Origin of the sequence: Kitasatospora sp. NPDC093806, assembly GCF_040683335.1 — a bacterium.
In the GTDB taxonomy this organism is placed as follows: Bacteria; Actinomycetota; Actinomycetes; order Streptomycetales; family Streptomycetaceae; genus Kitasatospora.
The window spans coordinates 1-26,315 of the sequence record NZ_JBFBDO010000008.1; the positions used below are offsets into that span (position 1 = coordinate 1).

General features: G+C 72.5%; 24 protein-coding genes and 1 pseudogene. 16 read left to right on the forward strand and 9 right to left on the reverse strand.

All coding sequences use genetic code 11. The annotated features are described in order from the left end of the window. Nucleotides 1-816 (reverse strand): annotated as a pseudogene (locus tag AB0N76_RS07265) (hypothetical protein); the annotation flags it as partial. Between the two features lie 309 nt (nucleotides 817-1,125). Between AB0N76_RS07265 and AB0N76_RS07270 the strand changes: the two are divergent. From AB0N76_RS07270 to AB0N76_RS07295, 6 genes are all read left to right on the forward strand, one after another. Next, nucleotides 1,126-1,887, forward strand: coding sequence for a 3-hydroxybutyrate dehydrogenase (locus AB0N76_RS07270; protein WP_363554085.1), 762 nt, complete (start codon nucleotides 1,126-1,128; stop codon nucleotides 1,885-1,887). A 345-nt stretch (nucleotides 1,888-2,232) separates the two neighbouring features. Continuing rightward, complete coding sequence (locus tag AB0N76_RS07275; RefSeq protein WP_363554087.1) at nucleotides 2,233-3,645, forward strand: helix-turn-helix transcriptional regulator; 1,413 nt, start codon at nucleotides 2,233-2,235, stop codon at nucleotides 3,643-3,645. Between the two features lie 182 nt (nucleotides 3,646-3,827). Then, nucleotides 3,828-4,577, forward strand: a complete 750-nt coding sequence (locus tag AB0N76_RS07280; protein WP_363554089.1) for a hypothetical protein — start codon at nucleotides 3,828-3,830, stop codon at nucleotides 4,575-4,577. A gap of 117 nt (nucleotides 4,578-4,694) precedes the next feature. Then, on the forward strand, nucleotides 4,695-5,585 hold the full coding sequence (locus tag AB0N76_RS07285; RefSeq protein WP_363554301.1) for an aminoglycoside phosphotransferase family protein: 891 nt from the start codon (nucleotides 4,695-4,697) through the stop codon (nucleotides 5,583-5,585). Continuing rightward, nucleotides 5,582-6,259, forward strand: coding sequence for a methyltransferase domain-containing protein (locus tag AB0N76_RS07290; protein WP_363554091.1), 678 nt, complete (start codon nucleotides 5,582-5,584; stop codon nucleotides 6,257-6,259). Before AB0N76_RS07285 ends, AB0N76_RS07290 begins: the two co-directional genes overlap by 4 nt. A gap of 23 nt (nucleotides 6,260-6,282) precedes the next feature. Beyond that, nucleotides 6,283-6,816, forward strand: a complete 534-nt coding sequence (locus AB0N76_RS07295; protein WP_363554093.1) for an HAD domain-containing protein — start codon at nucleotides 6,283-6,285, stop codon at nucleotides 6,814-6,816. Between the two features lie 15 nt (nucleotides 6,817-6,831). On the opposite strand, the gene AB0N76_RS07300 is transcribed toward AB0N76_RS07295, so the two are convergent. Together AB0N76_RS07300 and AB0N76_RS07305 are read right to left on the reverse strand one after the other, a co-directional pair. Further along, the gene (locus AB0N76_RS07300; RefSeq protein ID WP_363554095.1) at nucleotides 6,832-7,065 is read right to left on the reverse strand and encodes a winged helix-turn-helix domain-containing protein; all 234 of its coding nucleotides are present in this window, start codon (nucleotides 7,063-7,065) and stop codon (nucleotides 6,832-6,834) included. Nucleotides 7,066-7,515: 450 nt separating this feature from the next. Next, nucleotides 7,516-8,037, reverse strand: coding sequence for a secondary thiamine-phosphate synthase enzyme YjbQ (locus AB0N76_RS07305; RefSeq protein WP_363554097.1), 522 nt, complete (start codon nucleotides 8,035-8,037; stop codon nucleotides 7,516-7,518). A 235-nt stretch (nucleotides 8,038-8,272) separates the two neighbouring features. Between AB0N76_RS07305 and AB0N76_RS07310 the strand changes: the two genes are divergently transcribed. From AB0N76_RS07310 to AB0N76_RS07335, 6 genes are all read left to right on the forward strand, one after another. Further along, the gene (locus tag AB0N76_RS07310) at nucleotides 8,273-9,655 is read left to right on the forward strand and encodes an MFS transporter (RefSeq protein WP_363554099.1); all 1,383 of its coding nucleotides are present in this window, start codon (nucleotides 8,273-8,275) and stop codon (nucleotides 9,653-9,655) included. 128 nt (nucleotides 9,656-9,783) lie between these two features. Continuing rightward, nucleotides 9,784-11,721, forward strand: a complete 1,938-nt coding sequence (locus AB0N76_RS07315) for a GAF domain-containing protein (protein ID WP_363554101.1) — start codon at nucleotides 9,784-9,786, stop codon at nucleotides 11,719-11,721. Between the two features lie 175 nt (nucleotides 11,722-11,896). Next, on the forward strand, nucleotides 11,897-12,694 hold the full coding sequence (gene lipB / locus AB0N76_RS07320) for a lipoyl(octanoyl) transferase LipB (protein WP_363554103.1): 798 nt from the start codon (nucleotides 11,897-11,899) through the stop codon (nucleotides 12,692-12,694). A 143-nt stretch (nucleotides 12,695-12,837) separates the two neighbouring features. Next, the gene (locus tag AB0N76_RS07325) at nucleotides 12,838-13,812 is read left to right on the forward strand and encodes a lipoyl synthase (RefSeq protein WP_363554104.1); all 975 of its coding nucleotides are present in this window, start codon (nucleotides 12,838-12,840) and stop codon (nucleotides 13,810-13,812) included. Nucleotides 13,813-13,994: 182 nt separating this feature from the next. Further along, nucleotides 13,995-14,177 carry a hypothetical protein gene (locus AB0N76_RS07330; RefSeq protein ID WP_363554105.1) on the forward strand — a complete coding sequence of 61 codons (183 nt, stop codon included), beginning with the start codon at nucleotides 13,995-13,997 and terminating at the stop codon, nucleotides 14,175-14,177. A 77-nt stretch (nucleotides 14,178-14,254) separates the two neighbouring features. Next, a complete protein-coding gene (locus AB0N76_RS07335) occupies nucleotides 14,255-14,944 on the forward strand; it encodes a DUF4191 domain-containing protein (protein WP_363554106.1) in 690 nt (229 codons plus the stop codon). A 154-nt stretch (nucleotides 14,945-15,098) separates the two neighbouring features. Here AB0N76_RS07335 and AB0N76_RS07340 read toward each other — a convergent pair whose 3' ends face one another. Then, complete coding sequence (locus tag AB0N76_RS07340) at nucleotides 15,099-15,566, reverse strand: RDD family protein (RefSeq protein ID WP_363554108.1); 468 nt, start codon at nucleotides 15,564-15,566, stop codon at nucleotides 15,099-15,101. 275 nt (nucleotides 15,567-15,841) lie between these two features. Between AB0N76_RS07340 and glnA the strand changes: the two genes are divergently transcribed. Next, nucleotides 15,842-17,254, forward strand: coding sequence for a type I glutamate--ammonia ligase (gene glnA / locus AB0N76_RS07345; RefSeq protein ID WP_363554110.1), 1,413 nt, complete (start codon nucleotides 15,842-15,844; stop codon nucleotides 17,252-17,254). 104 nt (nucleotides 17,255-17,358) lie between these two features. Here glnA and AB0N76_RS07350 read toward each other — a convergent pair whose 3' ends face one another. After that, complete coding sequence (locus AB0N76_RS07350; RefSeq protein ID WP_363554112.1) at nucleotides 17,359-17,538, reverse strand: hypothetical protein; 180 nt, start codon at nucleotides 17,536-17,538, stop codon at nucleotides 17,359-17,361. Continuing rightward, nucleotides 17,535-17,957, reverse strand: coding sequence for a hypothetical protein (locus tag AB0N76_RS07355; protein ID WP_363554114.1), 423 nt, complete (start codon nucleotides 17,955-17,957; stop codon nucleotides 17,535-17,537). The genes AB0N76_RS07350 and AB0N76_RS07355 overlap by 4 nt, the downstream gene beginning before the upstream one ends. Nucleotides 17,958-18,261: 304 nt before the next feature. Between AB0N76_RS07355 and AB0N76_RS07360 the strand changes: the two genes are divergently transcribed. Beyond that, the gene (locus AB0N76_RS07360; protein ID WP_363554115.1) at nucleotides 18,262-18,642 is read left to right on the forward strand and encodes a LuxR C-terminal-related transcriptional regulator; all 381 of its coding nucleotides are present in this window, start codon (nucleotides 18,262-18,264) and stop codon (nucleotides 18,640-18,642) included. On the opposite strand, the gene AB0N76_RS07365 is transcribed toward AB0N76_RS07360, so the two are convergent. Both AB0N76_RS07365 and AB0N76_RS07370 read right to left on the reverse strand, forming a co-directional pair. Beyond that, a complete protein-coding gene (locus AB0N76_RS07365; RefSeq protein WP_363554117.1) occupies nucleotides 18,603-19,703 on the reverse strand; it encodes a histidine kinase in 1,101 nt (366 codons plus the stop codon). The two genes, AB0N76_RS07360 and AB0N76_RS07365, sit on opposite strands and share 40 nt — an antisense overlap. A 65-nt stretch (nucleotides 19,704-19,768) precedes the next feature. Continuing rightward, nucleotides 19,769-20,428: a response regulator transcription factor gene (locus AB0N76_RS07370; RefSeq protein WP_363554119.1), complete on the reverse strand. Its 660-nt coding sequence runs from the start codon at nucleotides 20,426-20,428 to the stop codon at nucleotides 19,769-19,771. A gap of 544 nt (nucleotides 20,429-20,972) precedes the next feature. On the opposite strand from AB0N76_RS07370, the gene AB0N76_RS07375 reads away from it, so the two are divergent. Beyond that, nucleotides 20,973-21,449, forward strand: a complete 477-nt coding sequence (locus tag AB0N76_RS07375; protein ID WP_363554121.1) for a hypothetical protein — start codon at nucleotides 20,973-20,975, stop codon at nucleotides 21,447-21,449. Between the two features lie 21 nt (nucleotides 21,450-21,470). Here the strand turns inward: AB0N76_RS07375 and AB0N76_RS07380 are convergent, their stop codons facing one another. Then, on the reverse strand, nucleotides 21,471-22,889 hold the full coding sequence (locus tag AB0N76_RS07380; protein ID WP_363554123.1) for a BTAD domain-containing putative transcriptional regulator: 1,419 nt from the start codon (nucleotides 22,887-22,889) through the stop codon (nucleotides 21,471-21,473). A 155-nt stretch (nucleotides 22,890-23,044) separates the two neighbouring features. Here AB0N76_RS07380 and AB0N76_RS07385 point away from each other — a divergent pair, with 155 nt between their 5' ends. Continuing rightward, on the forward strand, nucleotides 23,045-26,149 hold the full coding sequence (locus tag AB0N76_RS07385; protein ID WP_363554125.1) for a BTAD domain-containing putative transcriptional regulator: 3,105 nt from the start codon (nucleotides 23,045-23,047) through the stop codon (nucleotides 26,147-26,149). Nucleotides 26,150-26,315: the final 166 nt, after the last annotated feature.

Below are 26,315 nucleotides of genomic sequence, written 5' to 3' on the forward strand. Positions count from 1 at the left end.
GCCGGGCACGGGTACGCCGGGCGCGGCGGTGAGCGGACCGCGGGCCGGCGGCGCGGCGGCGGTGCCCGGCTGCCCGGCGGGCGCCCCGCCCGCCCCCGGCTCCGGGCGGACCAGCGTGGAGCCGTCCCGGGCGACCCGCTCATCGGTCCGGCCGATCAGCCAGTCCCGGCTGGGCACCACCAGCCCGGCCGGGGTGAAGGCGATCCGGCGCAGCTCCGACTGCGGGCCGTTGTCCTTGCGCCACATGCTCGCCACGATGTCCACCGCCTCCTGCGGCGTCTCGGCGAACTCCAGGCCCGCGTAGACCGGGGCGCAGGCGTCCAGGCCGAGGTCCTGGGCGGTGAGGCGGCGGCCGAGCCGTCGGGTGAACACCTCGGCGATCAGCGCCGGGGTGGCGCCGCGCGGCTGCTGGCCGCGGAGCCAGCGGGTGACCGAGGTCTTGTCGTAGCGCAGGTCCAGGCCGTGCTCCAGGCCGAGCTGGTCGACCCGGCGGGCCAGGCCGGCGTGCGAGAAGCCGGCCTCCTCGATCAGCGCGGCCAGCTGGAGATTCTGCGGGGCCGACTGGCCGCCGCCGGCGGACCGCTCGGGCGCGTGGCGCTCGGGGGCGTGGCGCTCGGGCGTGAGGCGCTCGGGCGCGTGCCGGTCGGGCGTGAGGCGCTCGGGCGTGGCCTGCGCGGGCAGCCGCAGTTCGTCGGCGGTCGGGGCGTCGGGGACCTCGGGGGCGTCCGGAAGGGCCCGGCCGGCCGGACCCCGGTGCTGGTCGAGCGGGTCGAGCGGTCCGTACGCCGGGCTGTCGGTTGCAGGCCTTTGGGGCATAGTCAGTCAACACCTCTCGGACGCCGCACCGGCTCCACCAGCGGTTCGGCTGCCTGTGGCGACGCCCCCTGTCGGGAATCGGCGTGAATGTAGCGAGCATTCGGGCGCTATGGGTGGTTCTGACCGAGCAATCCTCCGAACGGGTGAAGCATCCGCGCCCATTGTGGGGAAGACGCCACAGAGTGGGTTTGGCTTCCACCGCTCTCGGGGCCGACCATCCGTCATGGCGGAGACCACCACAGTTCACCGAGGTGCTGTAGTGGGCCGTCACATAGGAGTGCGGCCCCCGGATTCCTACCGTTCTCGCCCATGGACACCACTTCAGCCCGCCCGCTCGACGGCCGCACCGCCCTGGTCACGGGGGCCGCCTCGGGTATCGGCCAGGCCTGTGCCGAGGCCTTCGCCGCGGCCGGCGCCCGGGTCTACGTCGTCGACCTCGCCGCCGACCCCGCCCACCGGCTCGCCGAGCGGATCGGCGGCGTCGCGCACGTCGCCGACCTCGCCGACCCGGAGGCGGTGGAGGCGCTGCCGGCCGACGCCGACATCGTGGTCAACAACGCCGGCCTCCAGTACGTCGCCCCGGTGCACGAGTTCCCGCTGGAACGCTTCCTCCAGATCCAGCGGGTGATGGTCGAGGCCCCGTTCCGCATCCTGCGCCGCACCCTCCCCCACATGTACGCGCGCGGGTGGGGCCGGATCGTCAACATCTCCTCCGTCCACGGCCTGCGGGCGAGCCCCTTCAAGTCCGCCTACGTGACCGCCAAGCACGCCCTGGAGGGCCTCAGCAAGACGGTCGCCCTCGAAGGCGCCCCGCACGGCGTCACCAGCAACTGCATCAACCCCGGCTACGTCCGCACCCCCCTGGTCGAGCAGCAGATCACCGCCCAGGCCCGGGCCCACCGCATCCCCGAGTCCGAGGTGATCGAACGGATCATGCTCGACCGCACCGCCGTCAAGCGCCTCATCGACCCCACCGAGGTCGCCCACCTCGCCCTCTACCTCTGCCTCCCCCACTCCTCCTACCTCACCGGTGCCTCCCTCCCCCTCGACGGCGCCTGGACCGCCCACTGAGCCCGGGAGGAACTTGGAAGACGGAGAAGACAGAGAACCGTGCCCGCTCTGCCGTAACCGGCAGAGCGGGCACGCCAACTCCAGCGCGCTCCCACCAAGGCAAGAAGCCACCTTCCAACAAATCAGAGATGACATTGACCGGAGGTTTGCTTGCCCGCTCCGCGAGAGCCGGCGGAGCAGGCAAGCCCAAGGACGCCCGACGGTGGGGCCTCTCGGCATGCCGAGAGGCCCCACCCAGAAGACACTCCCCCACCTGCGCCGGGGCTCTGCGGAGTGGGAAGTCGGCGGATCCGACTTCCCACTCCGCAGCAGAGCCACCGCCATCGAGCTCTGGGATCGCTGCCGATGAGACGCCGAGCAGCGATACGGTTGCTATTGGTAGTGGCGCGATCACAGACCTCGGGGTGCCCAGTGGCGGGAATCGACAGGCTCATTGGAGAGCGCATCGCGAAGGGGCGCCGCCGAAAGGGTTGGCTCCAGCGTGACTTGGGAGACGCCATCGGCCGATCCGAGTCGTGGATCAGCCAACTCGAACGCGGGTTGATCACACTGGACAGCCTGCACCTGGCAGAGAAGCTCGGCGCCACACTCGGGCTGACGATTGATCATATTCTGGCGTTCGATGTTCGATACCGCGAGGCAACTGTGGTAGCACAGTCAGTGAGATCACAAGCGCCTTCCCCGACTTCGCCACGTACACCGTCGTCCGATACGGAAAGCTCAGAGTCTGTGCTTCGACGTACCTTTGCCCTCGGTTCCCTGGCCGGCCTTACCTCTGCCATCGCCGGCCTGTCTCCCGATGCCCGTGCCCAGGTCAGCCGCCCGTCGGGGGGCCGGGTGGACGAGGCGACCGTGCTTGAGCTCCGATCGATCGGGGCGAGTTACCGCCGCTCGTACAAGTCCTTCCCGGCCTCGACATTGGTACCTGTCGCACGGGCCCAGCTGGATTTGGCCACCTCGCTCCGACCGAAGGACCAGCCCACCGGCATTCGGAACTCACTGCTCGCCCACATGGCGGAGATGGCAGCCCTCGCCGCCATCCTGCTCTCACTCGACCTCGGAGACCAAGAGCAAGCCGATGCCTACATGGACTTGGGCTACCAACTCGCAAGGGAGATCGACAGCCCGGAGCTGTCCGCCCTGATCCTCGGCGGCCGGGCCTTCCGGATGTCCTACGGTGGCGACCCGGATGGCGGCCTGGACTACGCGCTCGCGGCGGTGGACGCCGCCGAGCGCGGAGCGTCCACCCGGATGCGTGCGTGGACGAATGCCGTCGCCTCCGAGATGTACTCCTCGACCGGCGACGAGCCCGGATTCCGCCGCTCGATGGAGCAGGCGCGCACCTTGCTCTCCGGGGCCATGGATGACGAACGATGGCACGGAATCGCCTGGTTCGACCTGTCCAAGGCCGACGCCTACGAGGGCAGCGACCTGGTCCGGCTCGGGCGCCACGCAGATGCATTGCCCTCCCTGAACCGGGCGCTCGAACGACTCTCCCCCGAGATGGCCCGGCACCGTTGCACCGCCTACATCTCCCGCGCCGAGGCGCACGCCGGCGCCGGCAACGTCGAAGCGGCGTGCGCGGACGGCCATGCCGCGCTGGAACTCGTCTCCGAGATCCAGCACCGCGAAACACTGCGCCGCGTCGGCGAGTTGCACCGCCGGCTCCGCAGCAACGGCACGTCCGCCACTCGGAGTCTCGGTGAGCACGTGATCGACACCCGTTCCCTCCTCAAGGCGACCGCACAGGCCGCCTGACGGGTCGAGAGGTAGAGACCCATCCACAGCCGGGTTGCTGGCCCGCAACCCGGCTGCGGATGGGTTTTCCCTTGGGGCGACACCTTTGTGGTCAACGCCGCCACGGGCGGGTGGAACCCCCACCCGTGGCGGACAACTCAGCCGCGCCGGGCCCTCTTGGTGCCCGGAGAACGGAGACCAAGGTGACCACCACCATCGACACCGAAGTGATCACGGTCGAGCTCCCGGAGGCGTTCGACCCGCGCTGGAACCGTCTGCCCGGGATCACCGTGGACGACAAGCGCATCACTCTCGACCCGGCGGAGTACTTCTTCCGGTTCGAGACCAGGTCCTGGCTCGTCACCGACTGGGACACCGTCCAGTCCGAGCTGCTGCACGTCACGGAGACCGAGGCCTCCGCCGTCGAGCAGATCGCCCTCGACTTCATCAAGACCCACGGCCGTTCCACCGCCGACGCCGGCGAAGTCCTGGCCATCGCCCACCAGGTGTACGCGTACCTGTTCCGTGACGCACACCTGGCCACCCTCGGCCTCCCGCGGGTCACCACCGATCACCTGCGTATGCTCCGCGAGGCCGCGACCTTCATGGCCCTCAACAAGGTCGAGCTGGACGGGCACATCTCCAACGTCGGCCCCTGCTGGTTCTTCCCCTCCGCCACCGGGGTCGTCTTCGACCTCTCCGAGACGGAGGGCCGGATGCTCGACGAGGTTTACCACGGCGGATGGTTCAACGAGCACCGCCGTGTCGAGGGGATCCTCGCCCACGCCGCGCTCGGCGGCCGACTGGTCCACGGGTGCCAGTCGGTTCCCGACCAGTCCGGTGGCGTCGTCGCCGCCTACGGCACCTCGATGGCGAACTTCGGACGTGAGCTGGCCGAGTTCAAGAAGGAGTGGGTCGAGATGGTCGACTCCTACCGCGTCACCGAGGCCTGATCCTCGCTTCGAACCATCAATCCGGGGCGGCAGGGCGCGATGCCCTGCCGCCCCGGACCACCCTCTCGCCTCCCCCACCGAATGGAGCCCGCCGTGGAGCTTGAGCTCATCGCGGAATTGCTGGCCGAGATCTGCGCCGACACCGGACGCCCCCAGCCGACTCGCAACCCCATGCGGGTGTGGGCCCTCTCCGGCGTCGAACGCCTCGCCTTCCCGGGCGGCCGCACGGCGATCTACAAGTACGCCGCCGAGCCGTTCACCACCGAGGACCGGATCCTGCGCGCCGCGCAAAAGGCCGGCGTCCCCGTCCCCGCCGTTCTCGGTGCGATCGCCCGGGAGGACCACCTCGGGATGATCATCGAGGATCTCGGCGATGAGCAGCGCACGGCGACGGACGCCGACGGTGTCGTCGCCGCCGTCGCCCTGCATACCGCCCATCCCGCGCACTTCCTCCCGGTTCTGGATGGCGAGGCCCTCGCCGCCCTTCCCGGCCTGGCGCTCGGCCACCTCAAGCGCCTTCGCAACAAGGGACGTTGGGAAGGCGACACCAGTGACATCGGCGAGATGCTGGATGCGCTCGCGGGAGCTGCCACCAAACGGGCCGAGGGGGCAACCACCGGCCCGTGGGGCTGGGTGCACTCGGAATTCCACCCGACCAGCTTGCACATCACCACCGACGGATGGCGGCTACTGGACTTCGCTCGCGCCTTCATCGGGCCGGGTCTGCTCGATCTCGCCTCCTGGCACGGCACGATCAGCGATGCCGACCCGGACCGTCTGCGCGACTTCATGGCCGGATACGTCGCCGCTGGCGGGCACCGGGACACGCTCGCCGAGCGTGGTGGCCTCGCGGCCGAAGCCTGGGCACTCGGCTGGCACCGCCTGTGGGCCGTCGAGTGGTTCATCGAGCAGGCCCTGCGGTGGATCAACGACCCGTCCAAGGACGAGGTCTACATCGAGGCCGTCCGCCGCCACCTGACGACCGCCGTCGAGTTGCTGGAACCATGACCGCCGCTCCCTTCTGGGACGCCCACGCCGCCCAACGACTGGCCCATGGGCCGCCACAGCCGTTGCAGCCTCCGGCGCGGCTGGAGTGGACCCAACGCCCCGGCATCGGGCCCGCAGCCGATTTGCTCGGCGACAACCTCACAGGTCTCCGGATCCTGGAACTTGGCTGCGGCGCCGGGCATAACACCGCCCACCTCGCCGCCGTCGGCGCGCTCGCAATCGGGGTGGACCGCTCCACCGGACAGATCGAGCGTGCCAACGCCCACTACGGGCATACCGGGGCCCTCTTCACCCAAGCCCCCGCCGTCGGCTACCTGAGACGTGGCATCGGACACCTGGACGCGATCTTCTCCGTGTTCGGCGCAATCGGCACCAGCGAGCCTTCCCGCCTCCTCGGCGCATGCTCGCGCCGTCTCGGTCGGCACGGTGTTCTCGCCTTCTCCGTCCCCCACCCGCGACGAACCGGCGTCATCCCGCTGCGGCCTCGCCACCGCGAGGCCGCAGCCCTGCCTGATGGCACCAGCGGATCAGTCGACCGCTTCGACGTCGCCCCGGCCTCCTGGGCCTGCTACCTCAACCGGGCCGGACTCCTCGTCACCGGCCTTCATGACCATTTCGCCCCGGTCGACGCTCAGTGGCCCACCACGCTCTTGGTCACCGCCCGAAAGCCATGACATCGCAGCCCAAGGAGGCCTCGATGCATCAACCCCCGTACCTGCTGCTGGACGTGGACGGGGTGCTGATCCCGTTCCCAGCCGATGATCAGTCCATCCCTCCGACCCACACGGCCCACCAGGTCCAGTTGACCGGTTACCCCGACCCAATCCAGGTCTGGCTCAACCATGACCACGGAGCGCTGCTCGCGGACGCCCTCCACAGCGGCCTTGTCCGTCCGGCGTGGTGCACCAGTTGGCGCGCCGACGCGCCCCGCGTGATCGCTCCGTTGCTCGGCCTGTCCGATTTCGAACACATCGAACTGCCCCGCCTCCCCATCACCACCAGCCACCCCGCTGGCTACCTGTGGAAGCGGGATCACGTCGCCGACTGGCTCGGCGACGCCCCGGCCATCTGGATCGACGACGACTTCACCGGACTCGACCACCTGTGGGCCGCCAAGCGCAGCGACAGCGGATGCCCGACGCTGCTGATCCAGCCCGACCCGTACGTCGGCCTCCAGGACCCGCACATCACAGCGGCACTGGAGTGGGCCAGCACCCTCGCCCGCCGGTGAGCCGGCGGGCGAGGGTCATGAGCCGGGTCCCGTGACGAAGGAACCCATCCCGGGCGTCGTCGTGATCAGGCCTTCGGAACGAAGAGCGTCCATCGCTTTGCGAACGGTTTTCCTGTTGACGCCCAGCTCGCGCTCCAGTTGCACCTCGGAGATCAGGTGCTGATGCGGATACTCGCCGCTCGCGATGCGTGCGCGCAGCAGGTCGGCGATCTGCTGCCACTTCGGCTGGGTCGGGTCGAACTCGATCACGGCATGACCGTACACAGGAGATGACCTCCAGCCATAGGTGCGGACAGGAGGGGCTAGGTATGGACAGGCAGGGATAGGGTGGATACAGTCGATAGCGCAAGAGGCCTCGGATCGCGGGAACGATCCGAGGCCGACGCCACCAGCTGAATAGGAGCTGACGACATGCGCGAGCCTATCCGCCCCTCCCCGTCAACACTTCCGATTCCGTCTCAGCCCCCTGTCGACCAGCCCACGAGATCCGAAGACTGGGACTTCTGCTCTCGCTGTCGCCGGCAGCATCCGGATGTCACCGTCGCTGCCCACATCGAGGCGGTCAGTGGTCCCGGCTGGTTCGTGCTCGCCTGTCCTGACTGTCTGGGCGCGGTTCGTCGGCGGCTCGGGACCCGCTTCCGGTAGGCGGCCGATCCGGTGCCCCTCGCCGGATCGGCGAGGGGCACCGGGGGGGGTGGGTCAGGCGAGGTCGTCGGTGATGCGGATGAGGAGTTCGCGGGTGCGGGGGCCGTCGTGTTCGGCGAGGCGGACGGTCTGCCAGCGGCCGAGGTAGAGGGCGGCGCCGGTGATGGGGATGTGCAGGTCGGGGTGGGTGGCGAGGACGGTGCGGAGGTGGGCGTGGCCGTTGTCGCGCTCGCCGTGCAGGGCGCGTTCGGCCGGGGTGCGGTGCTTGTCGTGATGGTACGGGTGGTGGTCGCTGTGCGGGAGGAGGCGTTCGAGGGCCTGGGCGGCGTCGGCGTCCAGGCCGGGGTCGAGCTCGTTGACGAGCAGCCCGCAGGTGGTGTGCCCGCAGTAGACGTGCGCCGTTCCCTCGATGACGCCGGCCTCGGCGACCAGGCGGCGCAGTTCCGCGGTGAGGTCCGCCGTGCTCGCGGGCCCGTCGGTGGTCACCCGCAGCCGGGCACTGAGCCTGAGCCGGCCGCCCGCGGGCAGGACCTGGCGGGAGGTGACGGAGATGCCGGCCTGGGACACGGTGGTCATGGGGTCCTCCAAAGGCGGACGAAGGAGAGGCGGGGTCCGCCGTCTCCTCCGTCCAGGATGGGTGCGGCCCCGGTGGGCGTCGAGAGCACCGATCCGGACAAGTGAACCGACCATGGGGTGTGGGTTCGGCGGCCATGTCGGAGGGCCTGGATGTGTAGGTCGGTCACATAGTGCCGGGGTCCGGGAGTTCCTACCTTGTGGCGACACCGTCCCCCACCCACGGAAGTGGTGACCCATGAGCGGCTCCGACGCGTCGACGAGCGGGAGAGGATCGCTGCCACGAGTTGTGGCGGCGAGTCTGATCGGTACCACGATCGAGTGGTACGACTACTTTTTGTACGGTACGGCGGCGGCGCTGGTGTTCGGGAAGCTGTTCTTCCCGAGCAGCGATCCGCTGACCGGGACGCTGCTGTCGTTCCTCACCTACGCGATCGGGTTCGCCGCGCGGCCGATCGGGGCGTTGGTGTTCGGGCACTTCGGGGACCGGGTCGGCCGGAAGAAACTGCTGGTGGTGAGCCTGCTGCTGATGGGCGGGTCGACCACGCTGATCGGCTGCCTGCCGACGTACGACTCGATCGGGGTCGCCGCGCCGGTGCTGCTCACGGTGCTGCGGCTGGTGCAGGGCTTCGCGCTCGGCGGCGAGTGGGGCGGCGCGGTGCTGCTGGTGTCCGAGCACGGGGACGCGCGGCGGCGCGGGTTCTGGGCGTCCTGGCCGCAGGGCGGGGCGCCGGCCGGGAACCTGCTGGCGGCCGGTGTGCTGTCGCTGCTGACCACCGTGCAGTCGGACGCGACCTTCCTGTCCTGGGGCTGGCGGGTGCCGTTCCTGCTGTCGGCGGTGCTGGTCGGCGTCGGGCTGTGGATCCGGCTGGCGGTGGACGAGTCGCCGCTGTTCAAGGCGGCGCTGGCCAAGGCCGAGCAGCGCGGGAAGGCCGAGCAGCCGCCGCTGGTGGGGGTGTTGAAGCACCACTGGCGGGAGGTGCTGGTGGCGATGGGCGCCCGGATGGCGGAGAACATCTCGTACTACGTGATGACCACCTTTGTGCTGGCGTACGCCGTCACGCACGTCCACCTGCCCAAGCAGACCGCGCTGAACGCGGTGCTGATCGCCTCGGCGATCCAGTTCGCGCTGATCCCGGTGTTCGGGGCGCTGTCGGACCGGGTCGGGCGCAAGCCGGTCTACCTGGTGGGCGCGGTCGGCGTCGGGGTGTGGGCGTTCGTCTTCTTCGGGCTGGTGGACACCAAGTCGTTCGGCTCGCTGCTGCTGGCGGTGACCATCGGGCTGGTCTTCCACAGCGCGATGTACGCGCCCCAGGCGGCGTTCTTCTCCGAGCTGTTCGCCACCCGGCTGCGCTACTCGGGCGCCTCGATCGGCGCCCAGTTCGCCTCGGTCGCGGCCGGCGCCCCGGCCCCGCTGATCGCCACCGCGCTGCTGAAGGACTACGGCAGCTCGACGCCGATCTCGGTGTACGTGGCGATCGCCGCCGTGATCACGGTGCTGGCGGTGCTCTGCGGGCGGGAGACCCGGGGGAACGACCTCGCCGAGATGGAGGAGAGGGGGGAGTCGGCGGACGGGAAAGAGGTGAGCGGCGCCATCGCGGGGAAGGCGGCCACCGCCTGACGCACCGTCCGATGGCCGGCGCCCGCCACCGCGCGGGCGCCGGCCGACTACGGCCCCCCCGGGCTGAGCAGCTAACATCGCGCTTCCCTCCCCGGGGCCACGACCCACTGCCGATTGGCGGCCGCACCATGAACGACCTCCCCACCGGTTCGGCGCCGGCGCTGCGGCGGCTGCTGGACCTGCTCGCCTCCGGCGCCGCCACCGAGGACTTCGCCGACGTGCTGGCCGACGCCCGCCGCCGGGGCGCGCCGGCCGCGGTGCTGAGCGAGATCGACGACGCCACCTGGCAGGCGCTGCGCGTCCACCGGACGATGCGCCAGCACCGGCGCCGGGAGGCCGAGTTGACGGCGCTCTTCGACACCGCCGGCGACCTCGCCGCCTCCCGCGACCTGGACGCCGTGCTGCAGGCGATCGTCCGCCGGGCCCGGATGCTGCTCGGCACCCACACCGCCTATCTGACGCTGCCGGACGAGGCGGCCGGCGACACCTACATGCGGGTGACCGACGGCTCCGTCTCCGTCCTCTTCCAGACCCTGCGGCTCAGCCTCGGCGACGGCCTGGGCGGCCTGGTCGCGCAGACCGCCCGCCCGTACGCCACCCCCGACTACCGCACCGACGCGCGCTTCCACCACACCGGCACCATCGACGCGGGCGTGCTCGACGAGGGCCTGGTGGCGATCATCGGCGTGCCACTGCTGCTCGGCGGTCGGGTGATCGGCGTGCTGTTCGCCGCCGACCGCTCCCCGCGCGCCTTCTCCCCCGACGAGGTCGCGCTGCTCTGCACGCTCGCCGCGCACGCCGCGATCGCCCTGGACACCGCCAAGTCGGTGGCCGACACCCGGGCCGCGCTCGCCGAGCTGAACACCGCGAACGAGCTGATCCGCGCCCACTCCGCCGCCGTCCAGCGCGCCGAGCAGGGCCACGACCGGCTCACCGACCTGGTGCTGCGCGGCGCCGAGGTCCCGGACGTGGCCGCGGCGGTGGCGGCCCTGCTCGGGGGCGAGATAGCCGTTCTGGACGCCGAGGGCGAGCCGCTGGCCGGACGGGCCGCGCCGGGCAGCGCCGGACTGGCCGAGGCGGCGGCCGCGTCCCGCGAGGAGGGGCGGTCGGTGCGGCACGGCGAGGCCTGGGTGTGCGCGGTGCTGGCCGGGCAGGAGCAGCTCGGCACGCTGGTGCTGCGCGGCCGGCCGGACCTGGACGACGCCGACCGGCGGCTGTTCGAGCGGGCCGGTGTGGTGACCGCGCTGCTCCTGCTGCTGCGCCGCTCGGTCGCGGAGACCGAGAACCGGGTCCGCGGCGAGCTGCTGGCCGACCTGCTCGCCGCCCCGGACCGGGACCCGGCCGGGCTGACCGCGCGCGGGCGGCGGCTCGGCGTGGACCTCGGCCGCCCGCACCTGGTGCTGGTCGCGGAGCCGGCGGACGCCCGGGACGCCGGGGCGCGCGCCCGGCTGGCGGGGGCGGCCGGGCGGTATCTGTTCGGCTCGCGGGGAATCAGCGCCGAGCACGGGGAAGCGGTGGTGCTGCTGGTCCCGGACGAGGGCGCGGAGGGGGGCGGGGCCCCGGCCCCGGGCGACGCCGCCCAGCGGGCCGCCGAGCAGGCCGCCGAACGGCTCGCCCGGCTCGCCGGGTCCCCGGTCACCGTGGGCGCCGGCCGTCCCGCCGCCGGGCCGGTCGCGCTGGCCTCCGCGCACGCCGAGGGCCTGCGCTGCGTCCGGGCGCTGCGGGTGCTCGGCCGGGCCGGGGAGGGCGCCTCCGCCCGGGCGCTCGGCTTCCTCGGCGTGCTGCTCGGTGACGGCCACGACGTGGACGGCTTCGTCCGCGCGACGCTCGGCCCGCTGCTGGAGTACGACGCCCGGCGCGGCACCGAGCTGGTCCGCACCCTGCGCGCGTACTTCGACTGCGGCGGCAGCCTGACCCGGGCCAAGGACGAGCTGCACGTCCACGTGAACACGGTGGTGCAGCGGCTGGACCGGGTCGAGGTGCTGCTCGGCGGGGACTGGAGCCGGCCGGAGCGTTCGCTGGAGCTCCAGCTGGCGCTGCGGCTGCAGCTGCTGGCGGGCGGCTGACGCCGGCGGGTGCGGGGCCGGTGGGTGCGGGGCCGGCGGGTGGCCGGGGCCGGCGGGTGCCGAGCTGGCGGGCGCTGGGGCCGGCGGGCGGCTGACCGGCCTCCTGAACGGTTCGCCGGCGGCCCGGCGTACAGTGGCGAGGTTGGTCTCGAACGCCTGGCAAGGAGCGGTATCGGTGAGCGAGAACGTACGGTTCGTCCGAATGGGCATAGGCGAGGGAGCCGTCCCGTACCAGGAGGCCTGGGCGGAGCAGCAGCGGCTGCACGCCCTCCGGGTCGCGGACGAGATCCCGGACACGGTGCTGCTGCTGGAACACCAGCCGGTGTACACCATGGGCAAGCGCACCAACCCGGCCGACCTGCCGCTGGACGGCACCCCGGTGGTCGAGGTCAACCGGGGCGGCGAGATCACCTGGCACGGCCCCGGCCAGCTGGTCGGCTACCCGATCGTGAAGCTGCCGGACCCGATCGACGTGATCGCGTACGTGCGGCGGCTGGAGGAGGCGCTGATCCGCACCTGCGGCGCGGCCGGCGTGACCACCACCCGGGTCGAGGGCCGCAGCGGCGTCTGGGTGCTGGGCGAGTCCCTCCCGGACGCGGTGGTGGACCCCGCGCAGGTGGTGGACATCGGCAAGCTCACCCTGCGGATGGGCCTGCCGCTTGGCATCGACCCGCGCCTGGCCGGCCCCGAGTACGCGCCGTCCAACGCCGGGCAGCGCGGCGACGACCGCAAGCTGGCCGCGATCGGCGTCCGGGTCGCGCGCGGGGTGACCATGCACGGTTTCGCGCTGAACTGCGATCCGGACATGACCTGGTTCGACAGGATCGTGCCGTGCGGCATCCGGGACGCCGGCGTCGCCTCGCTGGCGGGCGAGCTGCGCCGGGACTTCGGCGTCGCCGAGGCGCTGCCGCTGGTCGAGAAGCACCTGGCCGAGGTGCTCGCCGAACTGCCGGAGCCGGCACCCGGCCGCTGAGCCGGAACACCCCGTGCCACCGGCCCGGGAATCTACCCGCCAGTAGCTCTGTTGCCCTGCGCTTGCGGGGCCGCAGCCCCGGCGAAGGCCGTACAAGCACAGGCGTACCCTGGGGGTACCCCGTCTAGTTCTAGGAGTCGCACGTGTCCGCTGTCGCACCCGACGGCAGGAAGCTGCTCCGCCTGGAGGTCCGCAACAGCGAGACCCCCATCGAGCGGAAGCCCGAGTGGATCAAGACCCGCGCGAAGATGGGCCCGGAGTACAACGCCCTCCAGTCGCTGGTGAAGAAGGAGGGGCTGCACACGGTCTGCCAGGAGGCCGGCTGCCCCAACATCTTCGAGTGCTGGGAGGACCGCGAGGCGACCTTCCTCATCGGCGGTGACCAGTGCACCCGCCGCTGCGACTTCTGTCAGATCGACACCGGCAAGCCCGCCGACTTCGACCGTGACGAGCCGCGCCGGGTCGCCGAGTCCATCGTCACCATGGACCTCAACTACGCCACCATCACCGGCGTCGCCCGCGACGACCTGCCGGACGGCGGCGCCTGGCTGTACGCCGAGACCGTGCGCCAGGTGCACGCGATGACGGCCGGCCGCGAGGGCGGCCGCACCGGCGTCGAGCTGCTGATCCCGGACTTCAACGCCGTCCCGGAGCAGCTGGCCGAGGTCTTCTCGTCCCGCCCCGAGGTGCTGGCGCACAACGTCGAGACCGTGCCGCGGATCTTCAAGCGGATCCGCCCCGCGTTCCGCTACGAGCGCTCGCTGGACGTCATCACCCAGGCACGCGCGGCCGGGCTGGTCACCAAGTCCAACCTGATCCTGGGCATGGGCGAGACCCGCGAGGAGGTCAGCCAGGCGCTGGCCGACCTGGTCGGGGCCGGCTGCGAGCTGATCACCATCACCCAGTACCTGCGGCCCTCGCTGCGCCACCACCCGGTGGAGCGCTGGGTCAAGCCGCACGAGTTCGTCGAGCTGCAGCAGGAGGCCGAGGAGCTCGGCTTCGCCGGGGTCATGTCCGGTCCGCTGGTCCGTTCGTCGTACCGCGCCGGACGGCTGTACCGGCAGGCGCTGGAGCACCGCGAGAAGCAGGAGCAGGGGCAGGCGCAGGCGGCGGTCTGACCCGGCACCGGCACTGGTTTTGCGCCATCGGAGGGGCGGGGCTTCGGCCCCGCCCCTTTCGCTTCACCGGACTTTGACTGCCTGGTCACGGACTGGTAACACGGGGTGGGGACGATGGAATCGTCAGGATCGTTCGATTCTTCTCAGCCACGTCTTCTCAGCCACGAGGGGAGCTGTCCGGCATGCGGATGCGGATCCGGTCGATGGGGGTTGCGCTGCGGTTCGCCGAGAGCGTCCTGCTGGCGGGCGGGCAGCAGCAGGCCCGGCAGAACGCCTGGGCGGCCGTCTGCGAGAATCGCCGGTACGCGGCGGACCGGGCGCTGGACGCACCCGCACGCACCACCCCGCGCGGCGGTCGTCCGTAGCCGGTCGGGTCACGGTTCGGGGCGAACGGGTACCCGGGCTTGGATATCCCGTACCCACGCCACGTACCATGAGCGTTATGGCGAGGGAAACATCCGAGAACCCCGGGCGACTGAAGCAGATCCGCCTGGCGTACACCATGACCAAGAAGGTCGACACCAAGATCGGCCTGATCATCGCCGGCGTCGGCCTGCTGACCTTCGGCGTGTTCCTCGCCATCGGCTTCGCGATCGAGCACCCTGTCTACCTGGGCATCCTGGGCTTCATCGTGGCCTTCCTGGCCATGGCGATCGTCTTCGGGCGCCGGGCCGAGCGGGCCGCGTTCGGGCAGATGGAGGGGCAGCCGGGCGCCGTCGCGGCGGTGCTGAACAACATCAAGCGCGGCTGGAGCGCCAGCCCGACGCCGGTGGCCGTCACCCGTAGCCAGGACGCGGTCTACCGCGCCGTGGGCCGGGCCGGCATCGCGCTGATCGGCGAGGGCAACCCGAACCGGGTCCGCCAGCTGCTGGCGTCGGAGAAGAAGAAGATGGCCCGGGTCGTCGGCGACGTGCCGGTGCACGACATCGTGGTGGGCAACGGCGAGGGCGAGATCCCGCTCAAGAAGCTGCAGATCCACCTGATGCGTCTGCCGCGCGCCATCACCCCGGCCCAGGTCACCGAGACCAACGACCGCCTGCGCGCGCTGGGCGACCTGCTCTCCAAGGCCCCCATCCCCAAGGGCCCGATGCCCAAGGGTGCCCGGATGCCCAAGGGCGGCCAGGTTCGCTGACCCCTCCCCCGTCGACACGCAACGGCCCCGCCGCGGAAGCTCCGCGGCGGGGCCGTTCGATGTTCCCGGTCCGTTTTCCGGCGGGCCCTCGGCTCGGGAGGGGTCAGGGCTCGGGAGGGGGCAGAGCTCGGGAGGGGTCAGAGCTCGGGAGGGGTCAGATCCGGACCTCGACGGTGCCGACCGCCTTGTCGTGCAGGCCGCGGGTGTCCCGGTCCCAGACCAGCGCCGGCACCAGCAGGCAGAGCAGCCCCGTGCGCAGCAGCACCTGCGGGATGGTCGCCCGGCGGCCGTCGAGGCGCATCACCCGCAGGCCGAACAGCCGCTTGCCGACGGTCGTCCCGGTGGTGGCGAGCAGCAGCACGGTGACGGCGAAGAACAGCGGGGTGGTCCACAGGTTCGCCGAGGCCGCGGAGCCCTTGGCGATCAGCCCGTAGGCGACCAGGGAGACCAGCCAGCCATCGACGACCAGCGCGCCCAGCCGACGGCCGGGCCCGGCCATCGACCCGGGGCCCTCCTTGGGCAGTCCGAGGCGCTCACCGCGGTAGCCGAAGTCGGCGCCCATCTTCTCGGCGGCCGCCTTCGGGCCGTCGATCCACGATCCCAACGCTTCTCTGGTGTCCACCGATCCACACTAACCGGGCGAACGGCCGCGGCGGCCACCGCCTCCCCCGGACCCGCCACGGGAGAGTGAATCGGGCGCCGCCGGCTTTCCCTCACCCTTCCCAAGTGGTCCAGACCACTGGACGGGCCCCACCTGGCCGGGCCAGGCGTTTTGTCCGGGAGCGTACGGCTTTGCCGCCCCGTCGACGACGGCGGTTAACATTCAGGAAACGACTGGGTCACCGGTCGGAAACGGGCCATTCCTAGGGTGAGCCCCATTCGCACCGAGGAGGATGGATGTTCAACAACGCCGCCGAAGTGAAGCAGTTCATCCAGGACAACGACGTGAAGTTCGTCGATGTCCGGTTCTGCGACCTGCCGGGCGTCATGCAGCACTTCTCCGTACCTGCGGCGACCTTCGACCCGTCCGAGACCCTGATGTTCGACGGCTCATCGATCCGCGGCTTCCAGGCCATCCACGAGTCCGACATGGCCCTGGTCCCGGACCTCGCCACCGCGCGGCTCGACCCGTTCCGCCAGGAGAAGCACCTCAACATCAACTTCTTCATCCAGGACCCGGTGACCGGCGAGGCCTACAGCCGCGACCCGCGCAACGTCGCCAAGAAGGCCGAGGCCTACCTCGCCTCCTCCGGCATCGCGGACACCGCCTTCTTCGGCCCCGAGGCCGAGTTCTACGTCTTCGACTCGGTCCGCTTCGACACCAGCGCCAACGCGTCGTACTACCACATCGACTCCGAGGCCGGCGCCTGGAACAGCGGCTCGACCGAGGGCGACGTCCGCGGCTACAAGGTCAAGTACAAGGGCGGCTACTTCCCCGTCCCGCCGGTCGACCACTTCGCCGACCTGCGCGCCGAGATGTCCCTGGAGCTGGCCAAGGCCGGCCTGGAGGTCGAGCGCCAGCACCACGAGGTCGGCACGGCCGGGCAGGCGGAGATCAACTACAAGTTCAACACCCTGCTGCACGCCGCCGACGACCTGATGCTGTTCAAGTACATCATCAAGAACGTCGCCTGGCGGGCGGGCAAGACGGCCACCTTCATGCCGAAGCCGATCTTCGGCGACAACGGCTCGGGCATGCACGTCCACCAGTCGCTGTGGACCGAGGGCTCGCCGCTCTTCTACGACGAGCAGGGCTACGCCGGACTCTCCGACACCGCCCGCTACTACATCGGCGGCCTGCTCAAGCACGCCCCCTCGCTGCTCGCCTTCACCAACCCGTCGGTGAACTCCTACCACCGCCTGGTGCCCGGCTTCGAGGCCCCGGTCAACCTGGTCTACTCGCAGCGCAACCGCTCGGCCGCGATCCGCATCCCGATCACCGGCTCCAACGCCAAGGCCAAGCGCATCGAGTTCCGCGCCCCCGACCCGTCCTCCAACCCGTACCTGGCCTTCGCCGCGATGCTGATGGCCGGCCTGGACGGCATCAAGAACAAGATCGAGCCGCTGGAGCCGGTCGACAAGGACCTCTACGAGCTGGCCCCCGAGGAGCACGCCAACGTCCCCCAGGTGCCCTCCTCCCTCCCGGCCGTCCTGGAGGCCCTCGAAGCCGACCACGAGTACCTCCTCGCGGGCAACGTCTTCACCCCGGACCTGATCGAGACCTGGATCGACTTCAAGCGCACCCAGGAGATCGCCCCCATCGCCCTCCGCCCCCACCCCCACGAGTTCGAGCTCTACTACGACCTGTAGGAGCACCTCCGAGCTGCGGGAGCGCGGTTCGATGCCTCACCCGTTTCCGCCGGTCAGCGCCTTGCTGACCGGCGGAAACGACAAGACGGCGAGCCCACCGCCTCTCACTTGCCGCGGTCACCGACCCTGTTCAGCGCCACGGCCATCGGTATCGCGGTGAGGACGGCCACGACGAACCGCCAGCCCTCCGAGGAGAGCACGCGGTCGGCCAGCACCAGCACCCCACCCCAGAGGGCCAGCACCACCACCCTGGCGAGTCCTGCGACGAGCCCGTCACGGCTCATGTGAGCAGCGCCGTCAGGCAGCCCGATGCTCCGGCCGCCACGGTGTTCACGGTGATCTCCCTGGCGACCTTCTTGTTGATCTTCCCGGCCACCAGCGCCGCGGCGCCGCCGACTCCCATGCGTACCAGGCAGTTCTTCGCCGCTTCCGTCATCGGCTTGGTCTCGAGCGCCTTGCAGAACCTTTCCCTGTCCTGCTGATTCCTGTCGAAGCGGCAATTGACCGCGTTGCGTTCCTGGCGCGGGTCCACCAGGACCGCGGTTTCGGACTTCTCCTGCCAGGCGGTGACACCCGACATCTCCGTCACCTCGGGCGCCGCCTCCGCAGGACGCGGGGAGGCGGCGAGCGCCGGACCGGCGCCCGCCAGCAGGAGGCTCCCCGCGACCGTCGCTGCGGCGAACGCTGCTACGAGATTCTTCAATTCGATTCCTTCAAGCCGAAACGGATCGGGCGAACGGAGATTCTCCGTTCATCCGCGAACGTATCCGTGAAATTTCGACCGCGAAATGCGACGTTCGTACACCGCCCCTGATGTACACCGTCGGAAGTGTGGATCGATTCGCGCCGGTTTTTCCGGCTCCAGCCGGCAGGAAACCACCACCGTTCGACCGGCGACCCGCCCCGCCCCGCCCCGCCGAACGTCGGACGGATCCGGCCGCTCCGAGGCCGCTTCCGGCCACCTGGCCGGGCTCTCACCGCCCCGGGCAAACCTAGGATCACCAGGCATGGACACCGCACCGCCCCGGGCAGTCAGCCTGCCCGCCGCCTGCCCCTGCAGTACCGTCCGGCGAGCCGACCTCCACACCCCCCGAGACCTTGCCGCCCTCACCGACCGTGAGTCCGACGTGCTCCTCCTCCTCGGCACCGGGCTGGGAAACCTTCCCATCGCACGGCATCTCGGAATCACCGAACGGACCGTCAAAAAGCATGTGACGAGCATCCTCGGCAAGCTGGACCTGCGTTCCCGCCTCGAAGCCGGCCTGCTCGCCAATCTGCAGCACGACCGGCTCTGCCCCCCGAGGACTCCGGCGGAAACCTGCGGCGGCACCCGCGCTGCGGACCGCTCTCAGCGCCCGGAGGCGGGCAGTGTGGCGCGGACGCGGTAGCCGCCGTCGGGTGTGGTGCCGCAGGTGAGGGTGCCGTGGAGGTTCTCGGTCCGTTCCCGCAGGCCGATCAGGCCCAGACCGGAGCCGGGCAGTCGCAGCGCGGGCCGGGTGGGGGCCGTGTTGGTCACGGTCACCGTCAAGGCCTGGTCGGATCCGTGGATCTCGACCGTCGCGGTGGCGCCCGGGGCGTGTTTGCGCACGTTGGTCAGGGACTCCTGGACGATCCGGTAGACCGCCCGCTGAACGGCCGCGCCGGCGTCGGCGGGAACCCCGCCGACCAGGCGGGCGTCCAGGCCGCTGCCCGCCACCAGGTCGGGGAGCTGCTCCCGGGTGGGCTGGGGGGTGGTCCCGGAGTCCGTGCCGCCGGCCGCGCGCAGCAGGGTGACCATGTGCCGCAGCTCTTCCAGGGTGGTGACGCTCAGCTTGCGGATGGTGCGCGCCGCCTCCCTGGTCTCGCTGCTGTCCGCCCCCACCTGCAGGGCGCCGGCGCCCACCGCGATCAGGCTCACCTGGTGGGAGACCACGTCGTGCATCTCCCGTGCCAGCTGGGCGCGTTCGCGTGCCAGGACGGCCTGGGCGTGCAGTTCGCGCTCGTGTTCCTGGGCCTCGCGGAGCTCGGCCATGTTCCGGGCGAGCTCCCGCCGGGTTTTTACCAACTGCCCGAGGAAGATCGCGGTGAAGGCCGTGCCGGAGGAAATGACGGTGTTGTAGATCTGGTCCAGGTCCTCGGCCGGCCCGTGGTACTCGGTCCAGTTCGCCGCCACCGCGTACAGGGCGGCGCTTGCGCCGAGCGCCCACCGGTTGCCGAAGCGCTCGGCGAGCGTGAACAGGGCGACCAGTACGGCCGTCACGGAGTCGACCGGAGACAGGGCCATCATCACGAACGTGACAGCGAACACCAGGACCGGTACCCGCCTGCGGAACAGCAGGGCCAGCGCTGCGAGGGACCCCCAGAGCGCACCCCCCAGAGCGAGGTACCCCTGGAGGAAGTCCACGGACGACAACCAGGCATCCGCCACGGCGAGCACCGTCAGCAGGGCATCCAGGGCCCACGGCGGCATTGACCGTCCGGTCCGGGACCGTGCCGGCGTTCCCACCGCGCCACGCACCGGCGTGCTCACCGCCGTCACGGCGCCGCGACCTCGTCGAGCAGCCCGGCGCGCTGTGCCCACAGGGCGGCCTGGACGCGGTTGTTGACCGCGAGCTTGGCCAGCAGCGCGCTGACGTGTTCCTTGACGGCGCCCACGCTCAGGTGCAGGCTGCGGCCGATCTCGGTGTTGGTCAGGCCCTGGGCGAGGAGCAGCAGGACGTCGTGTTCGCGCCGGGTGAGTGCGGCGGTGCGGGCGGTGCCGGTCTCCAGGTCGCGGTGGTGGCGCAGGTAGCCCTCGACCACGGTCGGCATGATCTTGGGGGCGAGGACCACGGCTCCGTCGGCGAGTGAGCGGACGAGGGGTGCGAGGGCGTCGGGGTCGGTGTCCTTGAGGAGGTAGCCGCCGGCGCCCGAGCGCAGGGCCTGGGCGATGTACTCGTCGTTGTCGAAGGTGGTCAGCATGGCCACGACGGGCGGGCGGTCGAGCGTCCGCAGGCGGCGCAGGAGCGACAGTCCGTCGACGTCGGGCATCCGGATGTCCAGCAGCACCAGGTCCGGGGCGTGGGCGGCGACGGCTTCCAGCGCCTGGCCGCCGGGGACGGCGGCAACGACCTCGATGTCGGCGGCGGCGTTCAGGATCAGGCTGAACCCGAACCGGACCAGTGCCTCGTCGTCGACCACCACAACCCGGATCACGCCCGCGCCCCACCCTTGTCGTCCTGATTCCCTGGGATCCGGTCGACCGTGCCGAGCCCGCCCGTCCGCGGCGCGATCCGCGCAGCCGCCGCGTCCAATGTAACCGGTCACGGTGTGCACGAACCGCCCCTGCGCCGGCAGGGGCAGCCGTGGACTTCCGCCGGCGCCGAGGGGCCGGTCCGGCGCAGCCGGGTGGCGGGCCGCAAGCAGCCGGGTGGCGAGTCCCGAGCAGCCGGTTCGGGGGCTCACAAACCCGGGCGGCGCGGGAGAAGCTGGGCTCGCCTGCTCCGGACGCGCCGACACGGCAATGAGTAGGGGGGATGCCGGTGTCGTCGTCGTCCTTTGGCCGATGCCCCCGCCCGACGGCCGTCGACGGCCGTCGGGCGGGGGCTGGCGGGCTTCGGCGGGAGTGGTCCGGCTGCTGGGCGATCGGCCGGTGGACGGGGGCGTTGATCGGTTGTCTACCCGGGTGGGTCATGATCCGTTGCACAGGGCGTGCTGCGGGTTTCGCGGGCGCGAGGTATGAGATGAGGGACACGGGGACATGAAGGCGACGAAGGTGCTGCGGCGCGTGGGTGTCGGGGTGGCGGCCGGGGCGCTGGCGCTGGCGGGGACGTTGGTGGGGGCGGGGAGTGCGCAGGCGGCGTACGACTCGGGCAGCCACACCATCTGGGACGACGAGCCGCTCTACCAGGGCTGGCACGTGGACTCGCGCACCACCCAGCTGACCATGCAGACCGACGGCAACCTGGTCATCACCCAGAACGGGAAGGGTGCGGTCTGGGGTGCCGGCACCAACGGCTGCGGCTACAAGGCCGTGATGCAGAGCGACGGGAACTTCGTCGTCTACTCCGCCAGCGGCAGGCCCTGCTGGGCCAGCGGGACGTGGGGGCACCCGCACGCCAAGCTGACGGTGACCGATGACGGTGCCGTCGTCATCCACTGGGATGACGCGGGCAGCGGCCGGATCCCCCACTCGAACACCAACAACTCCAAGATCCTGTCCTCCGACCTGTACTGAGTCGGGGGAGGCGGGAGTGGCTCAGCCGCGGGCGAGCCACTCGACCAGGTCGGCGACCGACCACTGCGGCCGGGACGCGAGCCGGGTGGCCGCCGTCCGCAGGAGGACGGGCAGGTGGCCGCAGAGGCCGGCCACCTCGGCCGCCGCGGCCGGTTCGCGGCGGATCCGGTCGGCGCCCGCGATCCGGGCCAGCAGTTCGTGGGCGTCGTGCGGCTCCAGGGGTCCCACCGTGAGCCGTACGGCGCCGGCGGGCAGTGCGCCCGGTTCCGCGCCCGCCACCACGGCCGCGCAGCCCGGGGTGGCGGGCAGCAGCGGGGCGGGGTCGGCGACCCCGTCGAGGACCACCAGCACTCGGCGGCCGGTCAGCGCGGCCCGGTAGTGCGCGGAGAGTTCCGCCGGTCCGGCGCCCGGCGCCGGCCACTCCCCGAGCGCGCGCAGGAATCCGGCCAGCGCCGCCCCGGGCTCGCCGTCGCGCGCGTACAACTGCCCGTCCGGGAAGGCGTCCTGGACGGTGTGCGCCACGTGCACCGCCAGCGCGGAGGTGCCGCTGCCCGCCGGGCCGGACAGACCCAGCACCGGTGCGCCGGCGTCTCGGAGGAGCCGTTCCGCTTCCCGTGCCACCGCCGACCGTCCGACCAAGTCGGGCAGGTCCGGCGGCAGTTGGCACGGTCGCGGCAGCCTCCGCAGCGGCCCCGGCAGTTCGCCGCGGCGGATCCGGTCGGCCAACTCCGCCACCGCGGGGGCCGGTTCGAGCCCCAGTTCGCGGTCCAGCCGCTCGCACAGCGCCGCGTAGGCCGCCAGCGCCTCCGCCGTCCGCCCGCAGCGGTGCAGCGCCAGCAGGCGCAGCCGCTGCACCTCCTCGTCGTCCGGGTGCCCGACCGCCAGCGTGTCCAGCCCGGGCAGCGCCTCGGCGTGCCGGCCGAGCGCCAGGTCCAGGTCGTGCAGCGCCTTCACCGCCGCGAACCGCCCCGCCGCCAGCCGCGCCCGGGCCCGTTCGGCGAAGACGCCCGGCACGCCGTCCAGCGCCTGCCGGCCCTCCCACACCCCGAGCGCCGCCACCAGGAGGGCGCGCGCCCGCACCGGGTCGAGCTGGCGCAGCGCGGTCGCCTCCGCCACCCCGTCCTCGTAGCGGAACAGGTCGACGGCGTCGCGCTCCACCCCCAGCCGGTAGCCGCCCGCCGCCGCCACCAGCAGCCCCGGCTCGGCCAGGGCGCGGCGCAGCCGGTGCGCGTGGGTGCCGATCTGGCCCACCGGGTCCTTCGGCCAGCGGGTGTCGTCCTCGCCCCACAGGCCCTCGATCAGCCGCTCGGTGGGGACCAGCCGGCCCTGGGCGAGCAGCAGGGCGGCGAGCACGGCCCGCTGCTGCGGGCGGCCGAGATCCAGCTCACTGCCGTCGCGCCGGGCCCGAAGCGGTCCCAGCACCCGGAATTCGAACCCCATGCCCCCACCCCTCGAAGCCATGAGTCCCGGTGCACAATCTGTGCGAAGCATAGGTGACCGGGATACGAGGGCCGCACCGTCCGTACGGACATGGCGGAATCCCGGCGCCGAACGACCGGCAGGACACGGGACGGACACGGGGACGGGGACGGGCGATGACGGATACGGGGGGCGTCGGGATGGACGGTGCCGGCGCGGCGGGGGCCGGGCTGCGGTTCGGGCTGCTGGGACCGCTGCGCGCCTGGCACGGGGAGCGGGAGCTGGAGCTGGGCCGGCCGCAGCAGCGGGCCGTGCTCGCCGTGCTGCTGGGCGCCGCCGGGCGGACGGTGGCGACCGCCGTGCTGGCGGAGGGCGTGTGGGGCGGCGCCGAGCCGGCCGATCCGCGCAAGGCCGTCCAGCTGGCCGTCTCCCGGCTGCGCACCGTGTTCCGGCCGTACGCCGGGGACGATCCGGAGCGGATGCCGCTGGTCCGGGTCGGCGACGGGTACGCCCTGCGGGTGCCGGCGGCCGAGGTGGACGCGACCGCCTGGGCGGAACTGCTGGCCGAGGCCGGACGGCTGCGGGAGGCCGGCGCGCCGGCGCGGGAGGTGCGCGAGGTGCTGCGGAGCGCCCGGCGGCTGTGGGTCGGCGAACCGCTGGCCGGACTGCCCGGCCCGCACGCCGAGGCCACCCGGGCCCGGCTCGCCGAGCAGCGCGTCGCCGCCAAGGAGGCCGAGCTCGAACTCGACGCCGACCTCGGCGACCGCACCGACCTGACGGCGGAGGCCGCCGCGCTGGCCCTGGAGCACCCCGGCCGGCCCCGGCTCACCGCCGTCCTGATGCGCGCGCTCTACCAGGCGGGCCGCCGCACCGAGGCGCTCGCCGTGTACGAGGACGCGCGCGCCGCGCTGCCGTCCGGGGCGGGCGGACCGGGCGGCGCCTCCGACGGTGACCCCGACGGGAGCGGCCCGGCCGAGCTGCAGCTGCGCATCCTGCGCGACGACCCCACCCTGCTGCCCGCCGGCGCCGCCACCGCCGAGGCCCCCGAACCCGCCGCCGACAGCTGGCAGGCGCCCGACCAACTCCCCTCCGGGCTGGCCGACTTCACCGGACGAGCAGACGAGGTCGAGACCCTGGTCGACCGCCTCGGCGGCGCCGGCGGCCGGGCCGTCGTGATCTCCGCCCTGGACGGCATGGGCGGCGTCGGCAAGACCACCCTCGCCGTGCACGTCGCCCGCCGGATCCGCGACCGCTTCCCCGACGGACAGCTCTTCGCCGACCTGCGCGGCGCCGACCACACCCCGCCCGACCCCGGCACCGTGCTCGCCGGCTTCCTGCGCGCCCTCGGCGTGGCCCCCGCCGAGATCCCGCCGGACACCCGGGAACGCAGCGCGCTCTACCGCTCAGCCCTGGCCGGGCGGCGCGTCCTGGTCGTCCTCGACAACGCCGCCACCCCCGACCACGTCGAACCGCTGCTGCCCGGTTCGGCCGGCTGCGCCGTCCTGGTCACCAGCCGCCATCGGCTGGCCGAGCTCGCCGGGGCCCACCAGCTGCGCCTGGACACCCTGCCGCCGGAGCAGGCGCTGGAGCTGCTCACCCGGATCGTCGGCGCCGACCGCACCGCCGCCGAACCCGCCGCCGCCGAGGAGATCGTGCACGCCTGCGGGCTGCTGCCGCTCGCCGTCCGCATCGTCGCCTCCCGGCTCGCCGCCGACCCCGCGCTCACCCTCGCCGCCCTCGCCGAGGGGCTGCGCCAGGAGCACCGGCTGGCCGAACTCAGCGACGGCGAACGGACCGTGGAGGCCAGCTTCGCCCTCTCCTACCACCGCCTCGACGCCGAACTCGCCCGCGCCTTCCGCCTGCTCGCCCTGCCCGACGTCCCCGACATCCCGCTGCCCTGCGCCGCCGCGCTGCTCGACCGCCCGGAGAGCGCGACCGCCGACCTGCTCGAAACCCTGGTCGACCTCAACCTGCTGCACTCCCCCCGGTTCGGCCGCTACGGCTACCACGACCTCGTCCGCGCCTACGCCCGCGGCCGGCTCGCCGCCGAGGACGCCCCCGCCGACCGCACCGCCGCCGCCGACCGGCTCGCCGACTTCTGCCTCGCCACCGCCCGCAACGCCGACCGCGCCGCCCGCAAGGCCGACCCGGTCGAGCTCAGCCTGCTCGGCGTGCCCGTCCGCGCCGAGGGCCGGAGCTTCGCCGACGGCACCGCGGCCGTCCGCTGGATGAACGAGCAGGCCGAGGTGCACGCCGCCGCCATCGCGCTGAGCTGCGCCGACCCGGAGCTGCCGCTGGACCGCGCCGCCGAACTCGCCGACCGGATGGGCGCGGTGCTCGCCGACCGGACCCGGACCACCCTGATCGCCGACCTCGCGGAACGACTCGCCGAGGAGGCCGCCGCGCGCGGCGACCACGGCGCGCTCGCCCTCGCCCGGTACCTGCGCGGCGCCAACCTGTGGCACGTCAACCGCTACGCGGAGTCGGAGGAGGAGATCCGGCGGGCCGTCGAACTCTGCTCGGCGGTGGTGCCCTCTGCGGTGGTGCCCTCGGTGGCGGGACCCTCCGCGGTGGTGGGCCCGTCCGAGGCCGGTGGGTCCGCGGCGGTCCCCTCGGCGGCCGGTTCGGAAGCCCCGACCGAGCGGGTGCTCGCCAAGGCCCTGCTCACCCTCGGCGGCAACGCCCGCATCCACGGCCGCTACGCCGAGGCCGCCGAGCACGCCGGCCGCGCCGCGCAACTGTTCCACCGCCTCGGCGCCGAACGCTCCGAGGGCAGCGCGCTCGGCGAGTTCGCGTTCTGCTGCGCCCAGACCGGCCGCCCCGCCGAGGCCCGGGACGCGGCCGAGCGCGGCGCCCGGCTGATGAGCGGCTCCGGCCCGGTCTCCGCCGCGACCGGCCGCTACTACCTCGCCCGGGTGCTGCGGCTGTGCGGCGACCCGGAGGAGGCACTCGCCCAGGCGGTCGGCGCCCGCGAGGAGTTCGCCGCCCTCCAGGTCACCGTCTTCGAGGCCGCGTCCGGCGACCTCGCCGCCCGGATCCACGCCGAGGCCGGCCGCTGGTTGCTCGCCGTCGACGCCGCCGAGGCGGTCCTCCCGCTCGCCCGCCGCACCAGCGCCGCCCTGGAGGCCGCCCTGCTGCGCACCCTCGGCACCGCGCTCACCGGCCTCGGCCGGCCGCGCCAGGCCCGGGCCTGCCTCGCGGAGGGGCTGGAGGTGTACGAGCGGCTGGGCCTCGCCGAGGACGCGGCGCAGGTCAGGGAGCTGCTGGCGGCCCTGGAGTAGGCCCGCCGGCGGGGGCGTCGGCAGGGGTGTCGACAGGGGTGTCGGCGGGAGTGCCGACGGCGTTGAGCACTACGCGCGTTGACTGCTTGTCTACCGCGCTCCGGGACCATCCTGCTCGTCAGGCCCCGGACCGCAGGCGTGCGGCCGGGGCGGCTCAGTCGACGAG

Bases quoted from the DNA above. Each gene is read 5' to 3' on its own strand.
- AB0N76_RS07380 (WP_363554123.1), bottom strand. From the start codon at position 22,889: ATGGGGTTCGAATTCCGGGTGCTGGGACCGCTTCGGGCCCGGCGCGAC.
- AB0N76_RS07375 (WP_363554121.1), top strand. From the start codon at position 20,973: ATGAAGGCGACGAAGGTGCTGCGGCGCGTGGGTGTCGGGGTGGCGGCC.
- AB0N76_RS07360 (WP_363554115.1), top strand. From the start codon at position 18,262: ATGGACACCGCACCGCCCCGGGCAGTCAGCCTGCCCGCCGCCTGCCCC.
- AB0N76_RS07295 (WP_363554093.1), top strand. From the start codon at position 6,283: ATGCATCAACCCCCGTACCTGCTGCTGGACGTGGACGGGGTGCTGATC.
- AB0N76_RS07310 (WP_363554099.1), top strand. From the start codon at position 8,273: ATGAGCGGCTCCGACGCGTCGACGAGCGGGAGAGGATCGCTGCCACGA.
- AB0N76_RS07330 (WP_363554105.1), top strand. From the start codon at position 13,995: ATGCGGATGCGGATCCGGTCGATGGGGGTTGCGCTGCGGTTCGCCGAG.
- AB0N76_RS07385 (WP_363554125.1), top strand. From the start codon at position 23,045: ATGACGGATACGGGGGGCGTCGGGATGGACGGTGCCGGCGCGGCGGGG.
- AB0N76_RS07335 (WP_363554106.1), top strand. From the start codon at position 14,255: ATGGCGAGGGAAACATCCGAGAACCCCGGGCGACTGAAGCAGATCCGC.
- AB0N76_RS07275 (WP_363554087.1), top strand. From the start codon at position 2,233: ATGAGACGCCGAGCAGCGATACGGTTGCTATTGGTAGTGGCGCGATCA.
- AB0N76_RS07365 (WP_363554117.1), bottom strand. From the start codon at position 19,703: ATGCCGCCGTGGGCCCTGGATGCCCTGCTGACGGTGCTCGCCGTGGCG.
- glnA (WP_363554110.1), top strand. From the start codon at position 15,842: ATGTTCAACAACGCCGCCGAAGTGAAGCAGTTCATCCAGGACAACGAC.
- AB0N76_RS07315 (WP_363554101.1), top strand. From the start codon at position 9,784: ATGAACGACCTCCCCACCGGTTCGGCGCCGGCGCTGCGGCGGCTGCTG.
- AB0N76_RS07305 (WP_363554097.1), bottom strand. From the start codon at position 8,037: ATGACCACCGTGTCCCAGGCCGGCATCTCCGTCACCTCCCGCCAGGTC.
- AB0N76_RS07290 (WP_363554091.1), top strand. From the start codon at position 5,582: ATGACCGCCGCTCCCTTCTGGGACGCCCACGCCGCCCAACGACTGGCC.
- AB0N76_RS07350 (WP_363554112.1), bottom strand. From the start codon at position 17,538: ATGAGCCGTGACGGGCTCGTCGCAGGACTCGCCAGGGTGGTGGTGCTG.
- AB0N76_RS07270 (WP_363554085.1), top strand. From the start codon at position 1,126: ATGGACACCACTTCAGCCCGCCCGCTCGACGGCCGCACCGCCCTGGTC.